Genomic DNA, 20,527 nt, shown 5'->3' with positions numbered 1-20,527 from the left:
AAGACTATGTTAGCCTTTCTAAAAATTCTTTTGCTACCCTAGAAATGCCTTTATTAGCGGCATATATATAACCAAAATAATAGGTGTTTATTAAGGTATCTACAAAAGGTAGGGTAACATAACTATTATTGTTTGCTAACCCAGTTATTGTTTTAAAGGCATAATCATAGCCAATATTAATCGCTGTGTTTCTTTCTAATGCATATCGAATTGTTTCTACATTGTTTGTCGTAAATAAAATTTCCATATTACTTTCCACCATATCTAAGTTTTGGACGAATTCTAATATAGATTGATCGTTGTACAAAATAATTGGCTGGTTCTCTAGCATTTTTTCAGTGATATAGGATTTGTTTGCTAAAGAAGAGTTTATATTAACTGCAACAACCATACAGCCATCATAAAGTTTATGAAAATGTATATTTTTATATTTTTGTATATCTTCTTCTTTAAATATAATAAATCCAATATCAACTTCTTCTTTTATTACTTTTTCGATAACATGCTGGGAATTATCCTCTTCTATAGAAGCCTTAATGGAAGGAAAGTCTTTTTTAAATAAAGTAATTTGATCAGCCAGCAAATCTAATGGTCCCGGAAACATAGCGATTTTTAACTCTCCTTTTAATGTGTCTGAAAAGTTTTCTGCTTCATCTAAGAATTCTTGTAATTTCTCTAGTGCGCCGTTAGCTTTTTGGATAAGGATCTCCCCCTTTTGTGTTGAATAGGTACCTTTTCTAGAACGGTGAAAGATCTCTACATTTAATTCTTTCTCTAGCTTTGTTACGGATTGACTTAGAGCAGGTAATGTAATATTTAACTTTTCTGCAGCCGTTTTTAATGAGCCGCTATTAGAAATTTCTACTATATATTTTAATTGTTCAATATTCATAGGTTGACCCTTTCTAAAAATAGTTTTAGTTAAGTAAAAGTTAACTATAGTTAATTATAATATAATTTCATATTAATAACATAAGTACTATAATTAATTTGTTTCTAAAACTTACGTTTTTAAGGCCTTAAATAACAAATAGCAATGGAAATTTAGCAGTTTAGCTGTAAAACTATTTAAGTCAGGGGATGTTTTACTCGTGAAAGCATTAAGATGGCATGACCAAAAAGATATTCGACTAGAAAATATTAAGGAACCTCAAGTAGAACCAGGCAAAGTAAAACTAAAAGTAAAATGGTGTGGAATTTGTGGAAGTGATTTACATGAATACTTAGGAGGTCCTATTTTTATACCTGTGGATCAGCCACATCCTTTAACAAATGAAGTAGCACCAATTACATTGGGACATGAATTCTCAGGGGAAATTGTTGAAATAGGAGAAGGAGTGACTGATTATCAAGTAGGCGATCGAGTGGTTGTTGAACCGATTTTTGCTACACATGGTCATCAAGGAGCCTATAATTTAGATGAAAATATGGGATTCTTAGGATTAGCGGGCGGAGGAGGCGGTTTCTCCGAATATGTCTCTGTGGAAACAGAATTACTGCATAAATTGCCTGATGAATTATCCTATGAACAAGGGGCATTAGTAGAGCCTTCTGCTGTAGCTTTATATGCTGTACGATCTAGTAAAGTTCAAGCAGGGGATACTGCTGCAGTTTTCGGATGTGGTCCAATTGGGTTACTAGTAATTGAGGCTTTGAAAGCGGCAGGAGCAACAGATATTTATGCAATAGAGCTTTCTCCTGAACGCCAGGCAAAAGCGGAAGAATTAGGAGCAATTGTTGTTAATCCAGCTGAATATGAAGATGTTGTAGCTGAACTTATTCACCGGACAAATGGTGGGGTAGATGTATCTTTTGAAGTTACTGGGGTACCAGTAGTTCTAAAACAGGCTATTCAATCTACGACTATTGCAGGAGAAACTGTTATTGTAAGTATATGGGAAAAAGGCGCGGAAATTCTCCCAAATGATATCGTTATCAAGGAACGTACTATTAAGGGGATTATTGGTTATCGAGATGTATTTCCAAGTGTGTTGAACTTAATGAGAAAAGGCTATTTTTCTGCAGATAAATTGGTAACCAAAAAAATTAAATTGGACGATGTAGTAGAAGAAGGCTTTAAATCATTGCTATCAGAAAAAAATCAAGTGAAGATTTTAGTAAGTGCAGAATGAGTAAATAATTTATAAAAAAGTCAGCGATTGTCGCTGACTTTTAATTTATTTTTATTCAACTGCCTCATTCATTTTCGTTGGACTAGTTTGTTCTTCTGTTTCTTTTGGTGGAACCGCACGTTTTACGAAAAAGGAAAGTATAAGTGCGACTAATACAACTCCAACAGATATTAAGAAGGTATCATTAATTCCTTCAAGCATTGCCTGCATTCCGAGCTGTTCTTGCATAGTAGCAAGTGCTTCTGGAGTTGGTTGAGTAGTTGAATTACTCATCTCTTTCATTGCTTGAGCTGCCAATTCTTCCCCATGTGTTGCTGTACGTTGAGACATGATGGTAATCATAACTGCAGAGCCAATTGCTCCTGACACTTGGGACAATGTGTTATTTAATGCTGTTCCATGCGGATTCATTCTTTGTGGCAATTCATTTAAACCATTTGTCATAATCGGCATCATAACCATGGACATACCAAGCATACGTACGGAATAAATTAGTACTAGTGTAGTTGTTGTAGTTGTCATGGATAATTGACTAAACATATAGGTTGTGATTGCAGTCAATGTTAATCCAATTAAAGCTAGTGTTCTTGCTCCATATTTGTCAAAAAGTCTTCCATTAATAGGAGACATAATTCCCATAATAATCGCACCTGGTAATAATAACAATCCAGAGTGGAATGGGGAAATTCCTCTAACTGTTTGAATATACATTGGCATCAGTAGCATCGCAGAGAATAGTGCAATGTTAATTACAATGGTAATAACTGCTGAAAGCGAGAATAACGGGTACTTAAAGATTCGGAATTCAAGCATTGGAGTAGTCATTTTTAATTGACGAAGAACAAAGAAAATAAGAGCTATTGCACCCACAATTAAAGTGCCATAAACATGAATATTAGTCCATCCTTTTGTACCTGCAGAACTAAATCCGTATAATAAACCACCGAATCCTAGGCTCGATAAAACGACAGATAAGCGATCGATGTGAATATCCACTTTTTCCTTCTTATCCTTAATTTTAAAAATCGCTAAAATTAAAACAATGATGGCAATTGGCGAAACAACATAGAATAACATTCTCCATTCATAATGTTCGACAATATATCCTGATAAGGTCGGACCAATTGCTGGAGCGAAAGTCATAATAAGTCCAAAAACACCCATTGCACTCCCACGTTTTTCAACTGGAAAACTGGTTAACAAGAAGTTCATTAATACAGGTAGCATAATGGACGACCCAGAAGCCTGTATCATACGTGAAAGTAACAATATTGGGAAGGAATGAGCCATTCCAGCCATTATAGTACCAAAAGCAAAAAGAGACATTGCTGTGATAAATAATCTTCTTGTTGAATATTTTTGAATTAAGAAAGCGGATGTTGGAATCATAACTCCATTAACCAGCATATAGCCAGTAATAAGCCATTGTCCAATAGATGGATCAATTTCGAAGTCCGCGCTTATAGATGGTAAAGCAATATTTAACAGTGTTGAATTTAGAAATGCGACAAAGGCACCAGCCATTAAAATAACAATTATGCCATATGGCGGTTTTTTTTCATTCGTTGTTGCATTTATGTTCATTAAAACAATTCCTCCTCATGACCTATATGTTCTTAATATCCTTATTGAAACTAAGCTTAAATAATAATATACCTGTAGTATAAATATTGCAATAAAAATGTTTAGAATCCCTAAGTAAAAAAAGTTTGGTTGAAATGAACGCAAGATTTTTCAGATGAACTCCTTATAACACTGGGGTTTATCTGCTAATATTCTTGTGGAATGATTGTAATTTCTTTGTGAATAACCTAGTATATAATTTGAACCAGTAGTCTAATTTTCTTCTAAAGGTGATGAAATGAACAAACGTAAACAGCATGTAATGCAGCAAGCCCATGAATTATTTATTGAAAATGGATTTCAACAAACGTCTATTCAAGACATATTAGCTGCAAGTAATATTTCTAAAGGTACGTTTTATAATTACTTTTCGAGTAAAAATGAATTGTTGATTTCTATTTTTAAGAATATCTATACGGAATTAGAATGGCAAAGGAAGCAATTATTAATTGGTCAAGATAAAGCAGATAGTACTCTTTTTATTAAGCAAATTGAAATGTTAATTAAGACAAATAACCAATATAAAATTATTTCTTTATTTGAAGAAATTCTTTTTACGAATGATGAAGAATTAAAAAACTATATAAAAAATAGAAGAGTACATGAGTTAAACTGGGTGTATAATCGATTAGTAGATATTTGTGGCTCAAAAAACAAAACCTATTTATTGGATTGCTCTATCATGTTAATGGGTATGATTCATTCTACTATTTATATGCATACTTTAGTCTATCAAGATAACACAAATGTTCATGAAATTGTTCAGTATTGTGTGAATAGAGTTCTTGATATGGTTAACCATTTATCTAATACAAAGGAAGTACTTTTAAATCCAGATATGCTTTATAATTGGCTTGCAGTTCAAACTATAAACAATGAAGATTTGGGGAAAAAGGAAATTTATTGTATGCTTTATACGTTAAAAGCGAATGTAAAAAAAGATAATGATAGGCTAACTAATCATGAAAAAATAGAACAATTATTAACATTCGTTGAAGAAGAGATAGAGATCAAACACCCAAGATATTTTATTATCGAAAGTACATTGATGTCTTTGATGCAAGAAGTAAAAGATTCACCATATGCTAAAATGGTTCTAACACTTATAGAAAGCATGGAAAAAATATATTCTAAACAGAATTAATAACTGTCAATAGGGAAAAGTCACAGTTAAAATGATGACTTTTCCTTTTTGCTATTTTCTAAAGTTTATTGGTAAAGTGGGGAATAACATTTGACTTATTCTGCACAGCCTGCCTTGTTTTTCCCCAATTTATGTCGCATGAAAAATGTAGCTGCTGCAATAATCACAACAAATGCTAAGCTAACAAAGAAGCCGATTCGAACTTGCTTTTCAATAATGGTTCCTGCAACAGCAGAGACAATAAGTAAAATACCAAATGAAGATTTTATTTTATCCCAAAGTTTTCCTTTCAGTACTTTAAAGGAAGAAAACAGAATGAAAGCCCAATTGTATAATAAAAGAATCCCAGCTGCCGTTGTAATGTATTCGAATATCTTCCCTGGTAATAAAAGGGCGGCAATAACAGAAGCAAAGAGCCCAATTCCTCCAAGAATAAAGGAAGGAAGAGGTAGCTGGTTAAATTTCTTTAATTTTTTTGTAAAGATCTTTGGTGCATCCCCATCATTTGCTAACGTAACTAACAAGCTAGTTACTCCAAATAAAGAAGCAGTCATAGTGGAAAATCCTGCAACGATAATAGCTCCATTAAAGACATGTGGAAAAAAGTTCAAATGATAATCTGATAAGGCGGTTACAAATGGACTCTCTTTTTCGGAAAACTGATCGAGTGGCGCTAAAATCGACGCCAGCCCTAGAGAAAGTACGTATATGATCACAAGAATGATTAGCATATTTGTCCCAGCTTTCGGTGCATCTTTTTTATCTTTTAACTGCATAGCCATTAACCCGATTACTTCTATTCCTCCATATGCATAAAATGCAAATAATAAAGAAATCCAGAACCCTTTGTAGCCTTTTGGGAATAGTTCATTCATGGAATGAGGAATAGAAATATCACTATTGCCTCCATGTATCCAGCCAAATACAGCAGCTGCTGCTAATCCAATAAACATAATAATCGCTGCTGTTTTGATAATAGCTAAATAATTTTCAACGCGATCAAAGCCTTTCGTTCCTAGAAAGACAACAAATAATGATAGAACAGCATAAATACACGCGAATACCCATAATGGAACTTTGGGAAACCAAAACTGTGATAAAAGCGAAAGTGCTGTTAATTGGCTGCCCATGATGAGGATATTAGAGAACCAATAATTCCATCCACAACTAAAGCCAGCCCATGGACCAAATGCTTTGTTTGCATAATAACAGAAAGATCCTTCTTGGGGGTCTTCAGCAGTCATTTTAGCTAATTGATTAAAAACAATGTATGTACCAATAGCAGCTAAGATAAAGGTGAAAACGATGGAAGGACCCGTTTCTTTAATGCCAAGACTAGACCCTAGAAAATAGCCAGTTCCTATCGTACAACCTACACCAATTAAGGATAGCTGCCACCATTTTAGATTTTCAGATTTAGATGAATTTGAATTGTTTTGTTTTTTCGTCATGTCTTTCTCCTCTTTCAGTAATGATGAAGGGATTACATAAAAAAGATTGCCTTACAAAGTAACCACTATTAGTATGTCAGCTTTTACAGCAATTATTTGCTTTACTTAAAATAGGAAAAATTACATTCATAATGGCTGTTTTCTAAGAGATTGTTGTTTTTTTCAATAGGAAAAAAGAATTAGTTGGAAGCAAATAGCAGCCGGAATACACGTAGACTCCTGTGGGATTAGCGCGAGTCCTTAGACCCTGCAGGAGCGTGAGCTGTGAAGCGGCTCAGCGCGAGCCCCACGGAAAGCGAAGTGTATTCCGGCTGCGGGCGATAGAAACAAACTTTGCGAAAATTGCCTTCATAATAGAAATAATTGTGAAATGATGGTAACTTAGATGAGGTGAGAATTTTTTCGTAAATGGGGAGAAATGATGATCAGATTCGACAATTACTTATTCGTTCTATTATTAAATGTTGTGCCAATTTTTATTTATTATTATTATTTTCATAAAATGAAAATTAAAAATAAAACAGTATTCACCTTTATTTATTGTTCAGCCATATTAATTTTATCCATGACATTTCCTTTAGAAATAGCACCTGGGCATATTTATGATTTAAGGACAATTCCTTGGTTGATAGCTTTTTTCTATGGAGGGTTTCCAGCAGGTTTATTGACAACTGTTGTGATGGGGATTTACAGATATATGATTGGCGTTAATGCAGGATTATTAGTGACAATGATTATCGTACTGTTATCACTACCCATTTTGTATTATGCCATCAAAAGATACAAACAGACCCAATCTTTCATAAAAAAAATAATGATAGCTTGTATTACATCGTTATTTCCTATAAGCATTGATTTAATCGCTACTTCATTTTTCACAAATAAAATAACCTTAACATTTATTGTTTATTTATATTTAGCTCATCTCGTTACTTTTATTATCTCTATTTATCTAATAGAGTCACTCTCTTATCAAGAAAGGCAGAAGGAGCAAAAACAGCAAACAGAGCGGATAAGATTAATTGGCGAAATGGCCGCTTCTGTTGCACATGAAATACGAAATCCTTTAACGGTTGTTAAAGGATACACTCATTTATTGAAAGAATCCTCCAATATCACAGAAAAACAACAAGAGATGCTTTCACTTATGGGATCAGAATTAGTCAGGGCTGAAAAAATTATAAATGATTATTTATCACTTGCTCGGCCAAATGAAGGGGTTAAAGAACAGATTGATTTAGCTGTTTTTCTAAAAAAAGTAGAAGAGATAATCAACCCCTATGCACTATTAAATAACGTAAAAATTATTAATCACGTTCATACCCCTTGTTCATTAATGCTGGGCAAGATGAAATTCTGCAATTGTTTATAAATATGATCAAGAATGCTATTGAAGCAATAGAGAGCAAGGGGGAAGTGGTTATATCCGAACAAATAAAAGAAAAATATATAAAGATTAATATTATGGATAATGGAAAAGGAATGTCTGAAGATGAACTGAACAGATTAGGAACTCCTTTTTACTCCACAAAAACACAAGGAACAGGTATCGGTACAACGGTTTGCTTTAATATTGTTCATCACCTAAACGGCAAAATCAAGATTAAAAGTAAAGTTAACAAAGGAACAACTTTTTCTATTTATTTGCCGATTGTTAGTAAATAAATGCTGTTAAAATAAATTCTTTAGTAATGCTAGTAGCCTAGCCTAAATAAAAGAGAGATGTATGGGCATAGTATAAACTACGGATAAATTTTGCTCATACATTCTTTTAAGAAGGTAAAATGTAAACACTTACAGGGGTTTTTGGTTTTTCTGAAGAATATATATAAGGAAGGAATGAATATTTCATCCGTTTTCTCACATAATAGTTTAGGAAATATAAAAACTGAGAATATTTCGAGTAAATATTTTATTTGTTGTTTTTGTGGCGACAATCACTTTATAGGTGATAAACTTCACTTTTATTCAAAAAAACTCTATTTTTTTGTCAAACTTACATTTATTTTTGTTCAAAAAGTGGTATTATATTAAAGGAGTTTAATGATGGAGAGGTTGTACACATCCTCTTCTAAGGTTTTAAAGAGGACTTTAACCAGGATTTTATTTTGTACATACCTTCAATCATTTTAACTAGAGTTGGTAAAAATATCTTTTGCAAATTTTTGTGCAGTCAATCACAAGAAATTTGTTAATAACATTTAAGCGAAAAGCTTATAGTAAAGGAGAATCAGTTATGTCAGAAACTACTGCTCAAACGAATGCTGAAAAACAACTGACTGCTACAAATCAAGACCTATTGGATCAGTTGTTAAAGCCTGAGGTACAAGAATCATTGACAACATTAATCGAGCAATTACCTAAGTTAACGGAAATGGTTAATGGATTATCTAAATCATATGATGTTGTTCAATCATTATCACAAGATGAAGTTTTTAAGGGCGATATTGTTGGTGCGACTACTGAAATGTTCGAACCAGTAATCCATTCAGTTAAAGGAATGGCTTCAGCAGCAATTGAAGCAAAAGATCGTGCTGAAGAAAGCAATGAAACAATTGGCATCTTTGGTTTAATGAAAATGTTAAAAGATCCACAAGCACAAAAGATGTTCCGTTTTCTACAGAGCTATCTTCAAATTATGTCAGAGCGCAATAATAAATAATCTTTCATGTAGAGTCTTCCAAAGTAAGCTATTTGTCTAATAAAAAGGAATTCCTTTAAGGACAATGCAGAAAAGGAAGCCTGCCAATACTTTTAAATGTAATAAGGACGGAGGATTTACTATGTCAAAACATATCGTTATATTAGGTGCTGGATACGGCGGCCTTTTAGCAGCTTTAAATGTTCGTAAATTTTACAGTAAAGCAGAAGCTACAGTTACTGTAATTAATAAATATCCAACACATCAAATTATTACGGAATTGCACCGTTTAGCAGCAGGAAACGTTTCTGAAAAAGCAGTTGCTATGCCGCTAGAGAAATTATTTAAAGGGAAAGACATTGATTTGAAAATTGCTTCCGTTGATTCTTTCAACGTGGATACAAAAGAAGTTGCTTTAGGTGATGGATCTAAACTAACTTATGATGCATTAGTTGTTGCTTTAGGAAGTGTAACTGCATACTTCGGTATCCCAGGATTAGAAGAAAACAGCATGGTTCTTAAATCTGCAGATGATGCAAACAAAATTTACAACCATGTTGAAGATCGTATTCGTGAATATGCGAAAACAAGAAAACAAGAAGATGCTACTATTTTAATTGGTGGTGGCGGACTAACAGGTGTCGAACTTGTTGGTGAACTTGCTGATATCTTACCAGGATTAACAAAAAAATACGGTGTTGATTTCCAAGATATTAAATTACTATTAGTAGAAGCAGGTCCGAAAATTCTTCCTGTCTTACCAGAAGACTTAATCGAACGTGCGACAAAAAGCTTGGAAAAGCGTGGCGTAACATTCTTAACTGGACTTCCTGTAACAAATGTAGCAGGCAATGTTATTGATCTTAAAGATGGTCAACAAATCGTTGCTAATACATTTGTATGGACAGGCGGCGTTCAAGGAAACCCATTAGTTGGTGTTTCTGGATTAGAAGTTAACCGTGGCCGTGCAACAGTTAATGAATTCTTACAGTCTACTTCACACCCTGATGTCTTTGTTGCTGGTGACAGTGCTGTATACTTCCCTGCTGATGGAGATGGTCGTCCAGCACCACCAACTGCGCAAATTGCTTGGCAAATGGGAGAATTAATCGGATACAATCTATATGCTTACCTGGAAAACGGAGCATTAGATACTTTTGATCCAATTAACTCTGGTACACTTGCTAGTCTTGGTAGAAAAGATGGAGTTGCAATCGTAGGCGGAAGCTCCACTCCATTAAAAGGATTACCTGCTTCCCTAATGAAAGAAGCAAGTAATATTCGTTACTTATCACATATTAAAGGATTATTCAGCTTAGCTTATTAATCCTAGTGAACAAAGATGAGTATGGTGCATGGCACTGTACTCATCTTTTTTTCTTTTGGCTGTTTTCTAAAAGACTTTCCATCTCGAAACGGACTGAATTTGAAATAGTGAGCAGCCTTTAATAAATGTAGATAATATATAAAATAATGAGATAGAGATAATTTCTTCCATGTAAAATAGCTTAGGTTGTCTTTTTCGGTTAAATTTGCTTTATTTTACTCCTTTTTGTTTCTTTACTTTCCTAAATTTCAGGCGTAATATCATTCATGTTAAAACAAATTAATACAAATCGCTTAATTCATTTTGGAACGGGGGACCCGACATTGTGTGAAACACTAGGGGTGAATCCTTATTAAGGAAGGGCAACTCTCATATGCCCTAATCCGACAGCTAACTCCGGAAGCGTTTAGAGGGGAGAATACTTGGCGTACACTATTATACGACTACAAAGTAATTCTTTGTAGTTTTTTTGTGTTTAAAAGTAAAGTTATGAAAAGTTTATAGTGAGGGATATATCGTGAATAAATCAACCGTCAAAAGAATCATTATTGGAAAACCTTTGAAAACAAGTGCTTTAGGAGAACAAAAATTAAATAAATTAAAAGCGTTGGCTATACTTTCATCTGATGCGCTTTCATCTGTAGCGTATGGAACAGAACAGATTTTGCTTGTCTTATCGGCAGTAGGATTCCTTGCTTATTGGTACTCTATTCCTATTGCGATTGGTGTGCTTATTTTATTGACAGCTTTGATGTTGTCTTATCGTCAAATTATTTATGCCTATCCACAAGGTGGAGGAGCATATGTTGTATCTAAAAATAATTTAGGCGAAAATGCAGGACTTATTGCAGGTGGATCGCTTTTAGTAGACTATATTCTAACCGTCGCAGTTAGTGTTTCGGCTGGAACAGATGCGATAACTTCTGCTTTTCCAAGTTTGTATCATTACAATGTTATTATCGCAATATTGATGGTTATTCTGATAACAATTTTAAATTTAAGAGGGGTAACCGAATCTGCGTCTATTTTAGCTTATCCCGTCTATTTGTTTGTTTTTACTTTATTAATTTTAATTGGTGTTGGTATTTGGAAGGTTGTAAACGGAGAAGTTCCTACAGAGCTACACACGCCGATTGGGACGACTGTTCCAGGGTTAAGTGTCTTTTTATTGTTAAAGGCATTTTCTTCTGGCTGTTCTGCTTTAACAGGTGTGGAAGCAATTTCTAATGCTGTGCCAAATTTCAAAGAACCATCTGCCAAAAATGCAGTTAAAACGTTAACGATGATGGGGTTATTTTTAGCTGTATTATTTTCCGGGATTACTTTTCTTGCCTTCTGGTTTGGGATTGCTCCGAGTGGAGAGGAAACGGTAATTTCTCAAATAGCTACCGAAGTGTTTGGAAAAAATGCTATGTATTATTTTATCCAAGTGACAACTGCCATCATTTTAATATTGGCAGCTAATACTGGCTATGCTGCGTTTCCGTTGCTTGCCGTAAATTTAGCGTCGGATAAATATATGCCACGTATATTTACAGTTAGAGGAGATCGATTAAGCTATTCAAATGGAATTGTTATCTTAGGTATCTCCTCTATATTATTAATCATTTTCTTCGATGGTCATACAGAAAAGCTGATTCCTTTATATGCAGTTGGTGTATTTATTCCATTTACATTATCGCAAACAGGAATGAGCAGAAAATGGATGAAAGAGAAGCCTGAGGGTTGGAAAGGGAAGTTAGCAATTAATTTAATTGGAGCGTTTATTACCTTTACCGTTTTAGTAATTTTGTTCACAACTAAGTTTTTTCAAGTGTGGCCAGTATTATTCTTTCTTCCTATTGTTGTTTTCGGGTTTCATAAAATAAACAAGCATTATCAAAATGTTGCAGAACAATTAAGAGTAGCAAAGCCACGTTCAGCGATAAAAATGGAAGGGAATATCGTTATTCTTCCAGTTGCCGGGGTAACGAAAGTGGTAGAGAATTCTTTAGCATATGCGGAGACGGTAGGAGATGTAGTAGTTGCTGTATATGTTGCATTTGACAGAGAGAGTGAGAGAAGAATGGAGGAAAAATGGGAAGAATTTAGACCAGATATTCGTTTAGTAACCATTCATTCACAATATCGAAGTTTGATTAGGCCACTAGCAAGATTTATTGATACAATAGAGGAAAAAGCGGCGGAACAGAAACGTAGTGTGACGGTTATTATCCCACAATTTATTACGAAGAAAAGTTGGCATAATTTCTTACACAATCAGTCCAGTCTATTGATCAAGGCACATCTATTATATAAACGAAATATAATTGTAACTACTGTTCCCTATCATTTAAGAAAATAGTATATAAAATTATTATGATATAAAGGATAATTTTTCATTTTTTTCATAACCTATTGGTAAACTTTGAAAAAAATAAAATTATCCTTTTTTTGTATAGTTAAGTAAGCAATAGTTTTCTGAAGTCAACATGGACAGCAGAAGTGTTTCTTACTAGTTATCCTAGCAAGGTGAATATTGTTAGGGAGGATATATGTGTGATATCGATGATTCTAAGGGAGTAGTATAAAATATGAGAAGCTTCTTATTAAGTATATCCATTATATCTATCTTTTTGTTAACTGGTTGTTGGGATCATTCGGAACTTAATCAAAATGCCATTGTGACAGGGATAGCAGTGGATAAAGGGGAAACCCATAAGTATAAGTTATCTATAGAGAGCACTTCTGCAACAGAGCTAAATCCCAGAACTGCTCAAGGTTTGGCTCCCGCAATTGTTTACTCGATTGAAGGGGATACAATGGGAGAGATTACCCATAAGTTTAATGTTGCAATATCTACTCATTTGGAATTTTCACATACGAGATTACTTGTCATTGGTGAAGAAATAGCTCGAGAAGGTATTCTCAGCTTTATGGATTATTTCGATAGGGATAGAGAAATAAGAGATGACTTCAACATAGTTGTTGCGAAAGATGGAGAGGCTGTTGATTTTTTGCGGATCATTAATGATTATCAAAAAGTTTCCTCTTTAAAAATATTTCCGCAGCTGGATCATATGCTTAAGGAATGGGGAGGAACACCTGGAATGAAATTAAACGATTTCATTCGTACATATTCATCAGAAGGTCAAGTTCCTGTGTTAGCAGCTATGATCATTTCAGGCGATAAAGAAATAGGAGGGAGTATGGATAATATTAAGACAACAAAACCAGGAGCAATCGCAAAAATTGATTCTTTAGCGATTTTTAAATACGGAAAGCTCCAAGGTTATCTGAATTTGCAAGAAACAAGAATTTTATTGTGGATTCAAAATAAATTGGAACGTACTTCTTTGACGATTCCTTATGAAGACCAAAAGTTTTTTGGATTACGAGTTATCCATACGCAGACGAAAATTAATGCTAGGCAAGTTAATGGAAGACCGCAAATAGATATATTTGTTCGTGCGGAATCTACACTAGATGGATCTGACAAAGGAATAAAGGCTGCAAAGGTAAACGCATTTGAAGATTTTGAAGAACGGAGCAATAGTTACTTAGAGAAGGAATTCAGTAAACTAATTAAAAAAATGCAAACAGAATATGTGGCAGACATATTTGGACTAGGAGAAATATTTAGAGACCAAGATTATAAGCATTTTAAACAATATGTAGAAAATTGGGATGCTGGTTTTAAAGATGCAAAGATAAATGTTCATGTAAATATAGAAATAAAAAGAAGTGGTTTTAGAAACAATAGCTATAAGATAAATTAAATTAACTGTCTTTTAATAATAGGAATTCTTTAAAAAAGATAACAATAGCGTTATGATAAAAAGGAGTATGAAGGAAGACTTCACAAAAGGGGAGAGGTAGAAATGAATATATCCGAGGTAATCACAGGGAGAAGAACAATAAAAAAATTTAAACCTGAAGTAGTAGATAATTCCATTATTTTGGAATGGCTACAACGTGCCAGATATGCACCGAATCATAAGATGACAGAGCCATGGAAAATTCTTTTTATTGGTGAAAAGACTCGAGCAGAATTAAAGCATAAAACAAATTTTGGTGGGGCTTCAAAGGTTTTAGCCATTTTATCACATAAAGGAAGAAACCAAATGGAACGGGATGAAAACTTATCAGCCGTTTCCTGCTTTATTCAAAATTTTATGCTTCAGGCATGGGATGAAGGAATTGGAACGTTCTGGAGTTCTGTTGGTTCTTCTGCGTTAGGAAGAAGAACATTAGGAGTGAGCGATGAATTTGAAGTCGTAGGAGTATTGGCAATTGGTTATCCAGAAGAAATTATGGCTGCGAAAGAAAGAGCTTCCATTGAGGACAAAATTACCTACTTAGATTAAGGCCTTTCGTTTTGCTTTTAAAGGTAATTATTTTTTAAAAATTTTTTCGAAAAAAATAATAACTCTAGTTGCAGGCAAGAAGAGCCTAAATAAAATAGCCGTTTATTAAACTAATAATAATACCGAACAATCATTCAGCCATTTTCGAATGATTTGTTCGGTTTTAGCTTTGGCTGGAATATTAGTGTCCCGATCACTTCCTTTTAGTCACATCTTTAGGAAAATAGACTTAGGTGCATACAAAGAAGTTTATTCCATTTTGCAAAAATGGATAGAATCCACTTATTGCGGAAATTTCGTTCAGTATATATAATAACTTGGTGTATATAAAGCAAGTGTATACTTTACGGAGTAATGCATTTAGGAGGACTTTAAATGAAAAAATTGCTGTTACTTGCAACCGGTGGAACAATCGCTTCAGTTGAAGGGAAGGAAGGACTAGTCCCCGGTTTGTCTGCAGAAGAGCTCCTTCAATATTTTAAAAATGATATTCTAGAAGTTGATGTGACTTGTAAAATTATTATGAATAGAGATAGTACGAACATGCAGCCAGAACATTGGATTATGATGGCTAAAACAATTGCAGAACATTATCACGAATATGATGGTTTTGTTATCACACACGGAACAGATACGTTAGCCTATACAGCAGCTGCGCTATCTTATATGTTGGGTGGTCTAACAAAACCTGTTGTTATTACGGGATCACAGGTACCGATTAGTTTTAAACAAACAGATGCTAAGAAAAATGTTATGGATAGTATTCGCTTTGCAAAAGAGGACATAGGGGGCGTATTTGTTGTTTTTGATGGTCGAGTGATTATTGGGACAAGAGCAGTAAAAATGCGCACCAAAAGCTATGATGCATTTGAAAGCATTAACCATCCATATGTGGCTAAAATAGAAGAAAATCAAATTCAGTATTTATGGAAGCCGGACAAGCAAACGGATGAACTAATATTGGATACAAGGATTTGTCCAGATGTATTTCTATTAAAATTGCATCCAGGAACAAAACCTGAAATCTTTGATTTTATTAAACATGTATATAAGGGTGTCATTATCGAAAGCTTTGGTAATGGAGGATTACCTTTTGAGGAGAGAAATCTCTTGCCAAAAATAGAAGAAATGGTAAACGCAGGGATAGCAGTGGTCATTTCTACACAGTGTCTGGAAGAAGGACAAGATCTCTTATTATATGAAGTGGGAAGAAAGGTTTCTCAATACAATGTTATATTATCTGCTGACATGAATACAGAAGCCATTGTTGCAAAATTAATGTGGGTACTGGGCAGTGAACAATCATTAAGTGAAATAAAGAGAGTGATGGAAAGTCCGATAGCCTATGATCTTTCAGTAGAATGGGAGAGTTAAAGAGCTGTTCTGATTCAATTAGATACAAATAAAAAAGCCCTATCAAATCGGTTTGAACGATTAGATAGGGCTTTTTTCATTCCATCTTAAGAAGGAGAATAACATCAATTTCAAGGTAGGTTTATGTACCTAATTTTGTTCTGTCTGCTTTGTCGTAAAAATTGCTAAAAATAGATTGATTGTTTAGAAAACAGCACTTTTGAAAGTGGAGAGATGGAAATATTTTTCTGATATATAAAACTTTTGATCTATTGAAGATAAAAGAAATAAAAAAACGTGACTATGGAATTATATACTAGTAGAATAATAGATAATATCATAGGTAATAAAGAATACATAATTGGGGTAATAGAAACGGATAGTAATAAGGTGATAGGTTTAAAGATGCCTAATAATGAATTGAGACATTAGAACTAGGAGGAATGTAGTGGTGAAAAAAGTAGTAGTACCTGGTATATTTCTAGCAGCATTATCTTCTCCACTTTTTATGGAAGAGGCTCAGGCTGCTTCCATTACCAAATATGTAGAAGTGAATAAGGGATCGGTATTAAATGTAAGAGTCGGTCCATCAGTGAATACAAATATTGTAACAACATTAAATACTGGGACGAAAGTAAATGTCCTTTCTGAAACAAATGGTTGGTCAAAAGTAAATGTAGACGGAAAGACTGGATATGTATCATCCACGTATTTAATTACAAAGCAAGAAAATTCGATAAAATATGTTTCCATCAACCCGTCTTCTACCTTAAATGTTAGAGAATCTGCTTCTACTAAAGCGAAGGTCCTAACAAAGCTCAAACAGAATACCAAGGTTGAAGTAGTATCGGAATCTAATGGCTGGTCAAAAATTAAAGTAAATGGAATAAATGGTTATGTTGCATCAGAATACATAAAAGCTGATCAAACAGAGGAAAAGAAAACAACTGATACATCAAATGAACAAAAAACAGCAACTAAATATGTAAATGTAAATACTGGATCGAGTTTGAACTTAAGGAATAGTCCGTCTAATTCAGCTTCTATTATTGTTAAATTGGCAAAAGATGTAGGCGTAACGGTTTATTCTGAATCAAACGGTTGGTCAAAAGTGGAAGTATATGGAAAACAAGGTTATGTGGCAACGCAGTATTTAGCTGACAAAAAATCAACGGTTAATTCAGAGCAATCAAAAGAAACAGGTGTTAAAACGACAACAAAATATGTAAATGTAGCCAAAAACTCATCGCTAAATTTGCGTAAGGAAGCAAATACGAGTAGTTCTGTACTAACGAAGCTTTCTAGAGGGGCGAAGGTTACGGTTCTCTCAAGCGCAAATGGCTGGGATAAAGTAAATGCATCTGGAAAGACTGGCTATGTAAGCAATAGTTATTTGTCAGATAAGCAAATTACCGATACTACTACCGAGGCATCTGATACAGAAAGTGGACAAAGTAATTCGGACAAGTCACCGACAATAATCACGAAAAAAGTTAATGTGCAGACGGGATCTAATTTAAACGTGAGATCGAAAGCATCAACAAGTGGCACAATAAAAGGAAAGCTTACAGCAGGAACGGTAGTAACAGTAATATCAGAGAAAAATGGCTGGTCGCAAATTAAGACGAATAATCTAGAAGGGTATGTAAGCAGTGAGTACTTAACAAGTGTTACTACCCCTGAAAATGGAACAGACGACCAAACAGATCCAGAGGAAGACAAGCAGCCAGAAGAAACACCAACCACAGTGGAAAAGAAAGTCAATGTTCAAGCAGGATCAAGCTTAAACGTGAGATCCACAGCATCAACAAGTGGAGTAATAAAAGGAAAGCTTACAGCAGGAACGGTAGTAACAGTATTATCAGAGAAAAATGGCTGGTCACAAATTAAGACGAATAATCTAGAAGGGTATGTAAGCAGTGAGTACTTGACAAGGATTACTACCCCTGAAAATGGAACAGACGACCAAACAGATCAAGAGGAAGACAAGCAGTCAGAGGAAGCACCAACAGCTGTGGAAAAGATTGTTAATGTCCAAGCGGGTTCTAGCTTAAATATGAGAGCTACACCATCAACGAGTGGGACAATCTTAAGCAAGCTTGCAGCAGGAACAGTAGTAACTGTTCAATCAGAAGAAAATGGTTGGTCCAAAATAATAGTGAATAATCTGGAAGGGTATGTTAGTACAGAATATTTAACGGCTAAAGATAATGGAAGTACTAATGTAACAATAAATAAGAGTTATGTTAATTACAATCTGACTTTAGAAGACATGACTAATATTCAATTAAAAGTCAATCCACAAACGGATACAAAATATGATACATATATCAGAGAAGATGCGATTGTATTCAAAACATCTGATTCCACAAAAGGAACTGTACTTGGTAGTGGCTGGAGATTGCGTGGAGGTGCTGGAACCGATTATTCTGTTGTTAGTACTTTAACGAGTGGACAGGTATTAACGGTTGTTTCCAAAGTAAAAGGAACGGATGGATACTACTGGTATAAAGTAGATTATTCACAGGCTTGGGTTAGTGCTAGTAAAGAAGATACTGCCTATTATCTAAACCCCGATAACTTTATTAATAGTGATATCCAATCTTTGCAATTTCTTAAATTGTCTGCAAAAGCAAATGTGGATGATAAAGAAGTAGATAGTAAGATATTAGCTGGTAAAGGTATATTAGCTGGTAAAGCATCTGCTTTTGTCACTGCGGCTAATGCTTACGGAATTAATGAACTATACTTGATTTCTCATGCTCTTTTAGAGACTGGAAATGGTACTTCTACTTTGGCAAATGGTGTTGAAGTTAATGGTAAAATGGTTTATAACATGTATGGTATTGGTGCCTATGATGGATCTGCTATTTCAAGTGGTGCCGAATATGCCTATAATGCTGGCTGGTTTACACCTGAAGCTGCGATTATAGGTGGTGCAAAATTTATTGCGCAAGGTTATATCAATGCTGGACAAGATACTTTATATAAAATGAGATGGAATCCTGATGCAGCTGAAAAAACAGGGACAGCAACACATCAGTATGCTTCCGATATAGGCTGGGCAACAAAACAGGTAAATCAAATTTATAATTTATATAGTTTAATAAGTACATATACATTAAACTATGAAATTCCAACCTATCAAGTAAACGCTAAGTAAGAGACTATAAGTTCTTTCAATCATAAATGTTTTTAAAAAGACAGCTTTAAATTTCTATGTGTAAAAAAGTTCTGGTTATAAGAAGGTAAATCAATTCTCTGGTTATAATGGTGTTTGGAAAGATTACTTGCAATCTTTCTAAACATCACTCCAGATTGTAAACTTGGGTTTAATGCAATTGGATTGCCTTTGTTATTAGCTGCGATAATATCTGCATCAGAAGGAATGGCTCCTAGAATATTTATATTCAATAATTGCAAGATATTATCAACTTCCTGGTTATGTTTATAACCATTTACAAGGAGAGATAATGGCTGTTTATTTTGTGATTCCAGTATACCAATTACCCTGTCTGCATCCTGTAATGCAGTTTTATCAGGTGTAGCTACAATAATAACTTCATCGGCTCCGTTTATTGCATAGAAAAATCCACTTTCCAATCCTGAGGGAGAATCAATTAAGATAAAATCATACAGTGAATCAATTTCTTGGAGCATCTCCACAAACGAGAGAAATTCTACCTCTGTCACTTGCTTTTTACTACCGGGTACTAAATGAAGGTTCTTTAATGTACGGTGTTTAACGACTATATGATTAAAGGAACATAGCTTTTGCAAATAATCCGAAATATCTAGAATAATTCGATTAGACAAGCCTAATGGAATATCAAGGTTTCGTAAACCAAAATCTGCATCAATTAAGCACACTTTATAGCCTTTTAATGCAAGGGAAATACCGATGTTAGCAGTAACTGTAGTTTTTCCAACCCCACCTTTCCCGGAAGTAATAGTAATTATTCGACTCATTTTTTAATCCCCCTAAAATGTAAAAAGGCTGATGAAAGAGGGAAGTCTCTCAACAGTAAGTTCGTAATGATCCATTAGTGAACGAACAATAAATCACTAATTGCAGTTAACTAGATTATTCCTAAATAATAATGAAGAAAGAACGTTTAATAGAATGAAAGTGAACGTAATATAGAACAATTTTAATATGAAAATTGGAGAAGAACCATATGTAGAAAATACTATCTATTCTATTGAATTCCAACCTAATGTAGGGGAGGGAGATCTATTTGTAAGAGTTTTGGATGGGTAATAGGAAAAAAGCCTAGTGAAGAGTGACGGCTAATGGGCTCACTTTATTTGGAACAGAGCATATATAATTAGCTGTGTACGAAAAAAATAAGGACAATTACCTAATATTGTATCTGAAAAAATTTATTTTAAGGAAGGGTAATCTTTATAAAAGAAAAAGGATGCTTGAATCTCCCAAAAGGTAGCAGGGATCAGGCATCCTTTTTTTCGGATGGTATTAATTAAATAAACTAAACTATAATCAAGGAGC

Annotated in this window: 15 protein-coding genes and 1 riboswitch; of the genes, 11 read left to right on the top strand and 4 right to left on the bottom strand. The window is 34.2% G+C overall.

The window, feature by feature from the left end; genetic code table 11:
- Positions 1-4 precede the first annotated feature (4 nt).
- Positions 5-892, bottom strand: coding sequence for a LysR family transcriptional regulator (locus ADJ83_RS09830; protein ID WP_031539093.1), 888 nt, complete (start codon positions 890-892; stop codon positions 5-7).
- Positions 893-1,091: 199 nt separating this feature from the next.
- On the opposite strand from ADJ83_RS09830, the gene ADJ83_RS09825 reads away from it, so the two are divergent.
- Positions 1,092-2,132: a 2,3-butanediol dehydrogenase gene (locus ADJ83_RS09825; protein WP_031539092.1), complete on the top strand. Its 1,041-nt coding sequence runs from the start codon at positions 1,092-1,094 to the stop codon at positions 2,130-2,132.
- Between the two features lie 51 nt (positions 2,133-2,183).
- On the opposite strand, the gene ADJ83_RS09820 is transcribed toward ADJ83_RS09825, so the two are convergent.
- Entirely contained in the window at positions 2,184-3,716 is a 1,533-nt protein-coding gene (locus tag ADJ83_RS09820) for a DHA2 family efflux MFS transporter permease subunit (RefSeq protein WP_031539091.1), read from the bottom strand.
- A 277-nt stretch (positions 3,717-3,993) separates the two neighbouring features.
- Here ADJ83_RS09820 and ADJ83_RS09815 point away from each other — a divergent pair, with 277 nt between their 5' ends.
- Complete coding sequence (locus ADJ83_RS09815; protein ID WP_031539090.1) at positions 3,994-4,899, top strand: TetR/AcrR family transcriptional regulator; 906 nt, start codon at positions 3,994-3,996, stop codon at positions 4,897-4,899.
- 95 nt (positions 4,900-4,994) lie between these two features.
- On the opposite strand, the gene ADJ83_RS09810 is transcribed toward ADJ83_RS09815, so the two are convergent.
- Positions 4,995-6,350, bottom strand: a complete 1,356-nt coding sequence (locus ADJ83_RS09810) for an amino acid permease (protein WP_031539089.1) — start codon at positions 6,348-6,350, stop codon at positions 4,995-4,997.
- Positions 6,351-6,768: 418 nt separating this feature from the next.
- On the opposite strand from ADJ83_RS09810, the gene ADJ83_RS09805 reads away from it, so the two are divergent.
- From ADJ83_RS09805 to ADJ83_RS24825, 9 genes are all read left to right on the top strand, one after another.
- Entirely contained in the window at positions 6,769-7,722 is a 954-nt protein-coding gene (locus ADJ83_RS09805; RefSeq protein ID WP_081836696.1) for a histidine kinase dimerization/phospho-acceptor domain-containing protein, read from the top strand.
- A gap of 2 nt (positions 7,723-7,724) precedes the next feature.
- The gene (locus ADJ83_RS09800) at positions 7,725-8,015 is read left to right on the top strand and encodes a sensor histidine kinase (protein ID WP_109769099.1); all 291 of its coding nucleotides are present in this window, start codon (positions 7,725-7,727) and stop codon (positions 8,013-8,015) included.
- Between the two features lie 571 nt (positions 8,016-8,586).
- Positions 8,587-9,012: a DUF1641 domain-containing protein gene (locus tag ADJ83_RS09795; protein ID WP_031539086.1), complete on the top strand. Its 426-nt coding sequence runs from the start codon at positions 8,587-8,589 to the stop codon at positions 9,010-9,012.
- A gap of 121 nt (positions 9,013-9,133) precedes the next feature.
- Positions 9,134-10,318: an NAD(P)/FAD-dependent oxidoreductase gene (locus tag ADJ83_RS09790; RefSeq protein WP_031539085.1), complete on the top strand. Its 1,185-nt coding sequence runs from the start codon at positions 9,134-9,136 to the stop codon at positions 10,316-10,318.
- 280 nt (positions 10,319-10,598) lie between these two features.
- Positions 10,599-10,737: riboswitch (cyclic di-AMP (ydaO/yuaA leader) on the top strand.
- 98 nt (positions 10,738-10,835) lie between these two features.
- Positions 10,836-12,662 carry an APC family permease gene (locus tag ADJ83_RS09785; RefSeq protein ID WP_031539084.1) on the top strand — a complete coding sequence of 609 codons (1,827 nt, stop codon included), beginning with the start codon at positions 10,836-10,838 and terminating at the stop codon, positions 12,660-12,662.
- A 229-nt stretch (positions 12,663-12,891) separates the two neighbouring features.
- A complete protein-coding gene (locus tag ADJ83_RS09780; protein WP_031539083.1) occupies positions 12,892-14,076 on the top strand; it encodes a Ger(x)C family spore germination protein in 1,185 nt (394 codons plus the stop codon).
- A 102-nt stretch (positions 14,077-14,178) separates the two neighbouring features.
- Entirely contained in the window at positions 14,179-14,664 is a 486-nt protein-coding gene (locus ADJ83_RS09775; protein ID WP_031539082.1) for a nitroreductase family protein, read from the top strand.
- Between the two features lie 375 nt (positions 14,665-15,039).
- Positions 15,040-16,038: an asparaginase gene (locus tag ADJ83_RS09770; protein WP_031539080.1), complete on the top strand. Its 999-nt coding sequence runs from the start codon at positions 15,040-15,042 to the stop codon at positions 16,036-16,038.
- 430 nt (positions 16,039-16,468) lie between these two features.
- Positions 16,469-19,180 (top strand): SH3 domain-containing protein, encoded by a 2,712-nt coding sequence (locus tag ADJ83_RS24825; protein WP_152910812.1) that lies wholly within the window; start codon positions 16,469-16,471, stop codon positions 19,178-19,180.
- A gap of 32 nt (positions 19,181-19,212) precedes the next feature.
- Here the strand turns inward: ADJ83_RS24825 and minD are convergent, their stop codons facing one another.
- Positions 19,213-19,986, bottom strand: a complete 774-nt coding sequence (gene minD, locus ADJ83_RS09760; protein WP_048717691.1) for a septum site-determining protein MinD — start codon at positions 19,984-19,986, stop codon at positions 19,213-19,215.
- Positions 19,987-20,527: the final 541 nt, after the last annotated feature.

Source organism: Bacillus sp. 522_BSPC, assembly GCF_001076885.1.
In the GTDB taxonomy this organism is placed as follows: domain Bacteria; phylum Bacillota; class Bacilli; order Bacillales; family Cytobacillaceae; genus Niallia; species Niallia hominis.
This window is presented reverse-complemented; position numbering and strand designations above follow the sequence as displayed.

Coding starts and splice junctions, on each gene's coding strand:
- ADJ83_RS09805 (WP_081836696.1), top strand. CDS start 6,769: ATGATGATCAGATTCGACAATTACTTATTCGTTCTATTATTAAATGTT.
- ADJ83_RS09810 (WP_031539089.1), bottom strand. CDS start 6,350: ATGACGAAAAAACAAAACAATTCAAATTCATCTAAATCTGAAAATCTA.
- ADJ83_RS09830 (WP_031539093.1), bottom strand. CDS start 892: ATGAATATTGAACAATTAAAATATATAGTAGAAATTTCTAATAGCGGC.
- ADJ83_RS09790 (WP_031539085.1), top strand. CDS start 9,134: ATGTCAAAACATATCGTTATATTAGGTGCTGGATACGGCGGCCTTTTA.
- ADJ83_RS09780 (WP_031539083.1), top strand. CDS start 12,892: ATGAGAAGCTTCTTATTAAGTATATCCATTATATCTATCTTTTTGTTA.
- ADJ83_RS09820 (WP_031539091.1), bottom strand. CDS start 3,716: ATGAACATAAATGCAACAACGAATGAAAAAAAACCGCCATATGGCATA.
- ADJ83_RS09800 (WP_109769099.1), top strand. CDS start 7,725: ATGATCAAGAATGCTATTGAAGCAATAGAGAGCAAGGGGGAAGTGGTT.
- ADJ83_RS09815 (WP_031539090.1), top strand. CDS start 3,994: ATGAACAAACGTAAACAGCATGTAATGCAGCAAGCCCATGAATTATTT.
- ADJ83_RS09770 (WP_031539080.1), top strand. CDS start 15,040: ATGAAAAAATTGCTGTTACTTGCAACCGGTGGAACAATCGCTTCAGTT.
- ADJ83_RS09795 (WP_031539086.1), top strand. CDS start 8,587: ATGTCAGAAACTACTGCTCAAACGAATGCTGAAAAACAACTGACTGCT.
- ADJ83_RS09775 (WP_031539082.1), top strand. CDS start 14,179: ATGAATATATCCGAGGTAATCACAGGGAGAAGAACAATAAAAAAATTT.
- minD (WP_048717691.1), bottom strand. CDS start 19,986: ATGAGTCGAATAATTACTATTACTTCCGGGAAAGGTGGGGTTGGAAAA.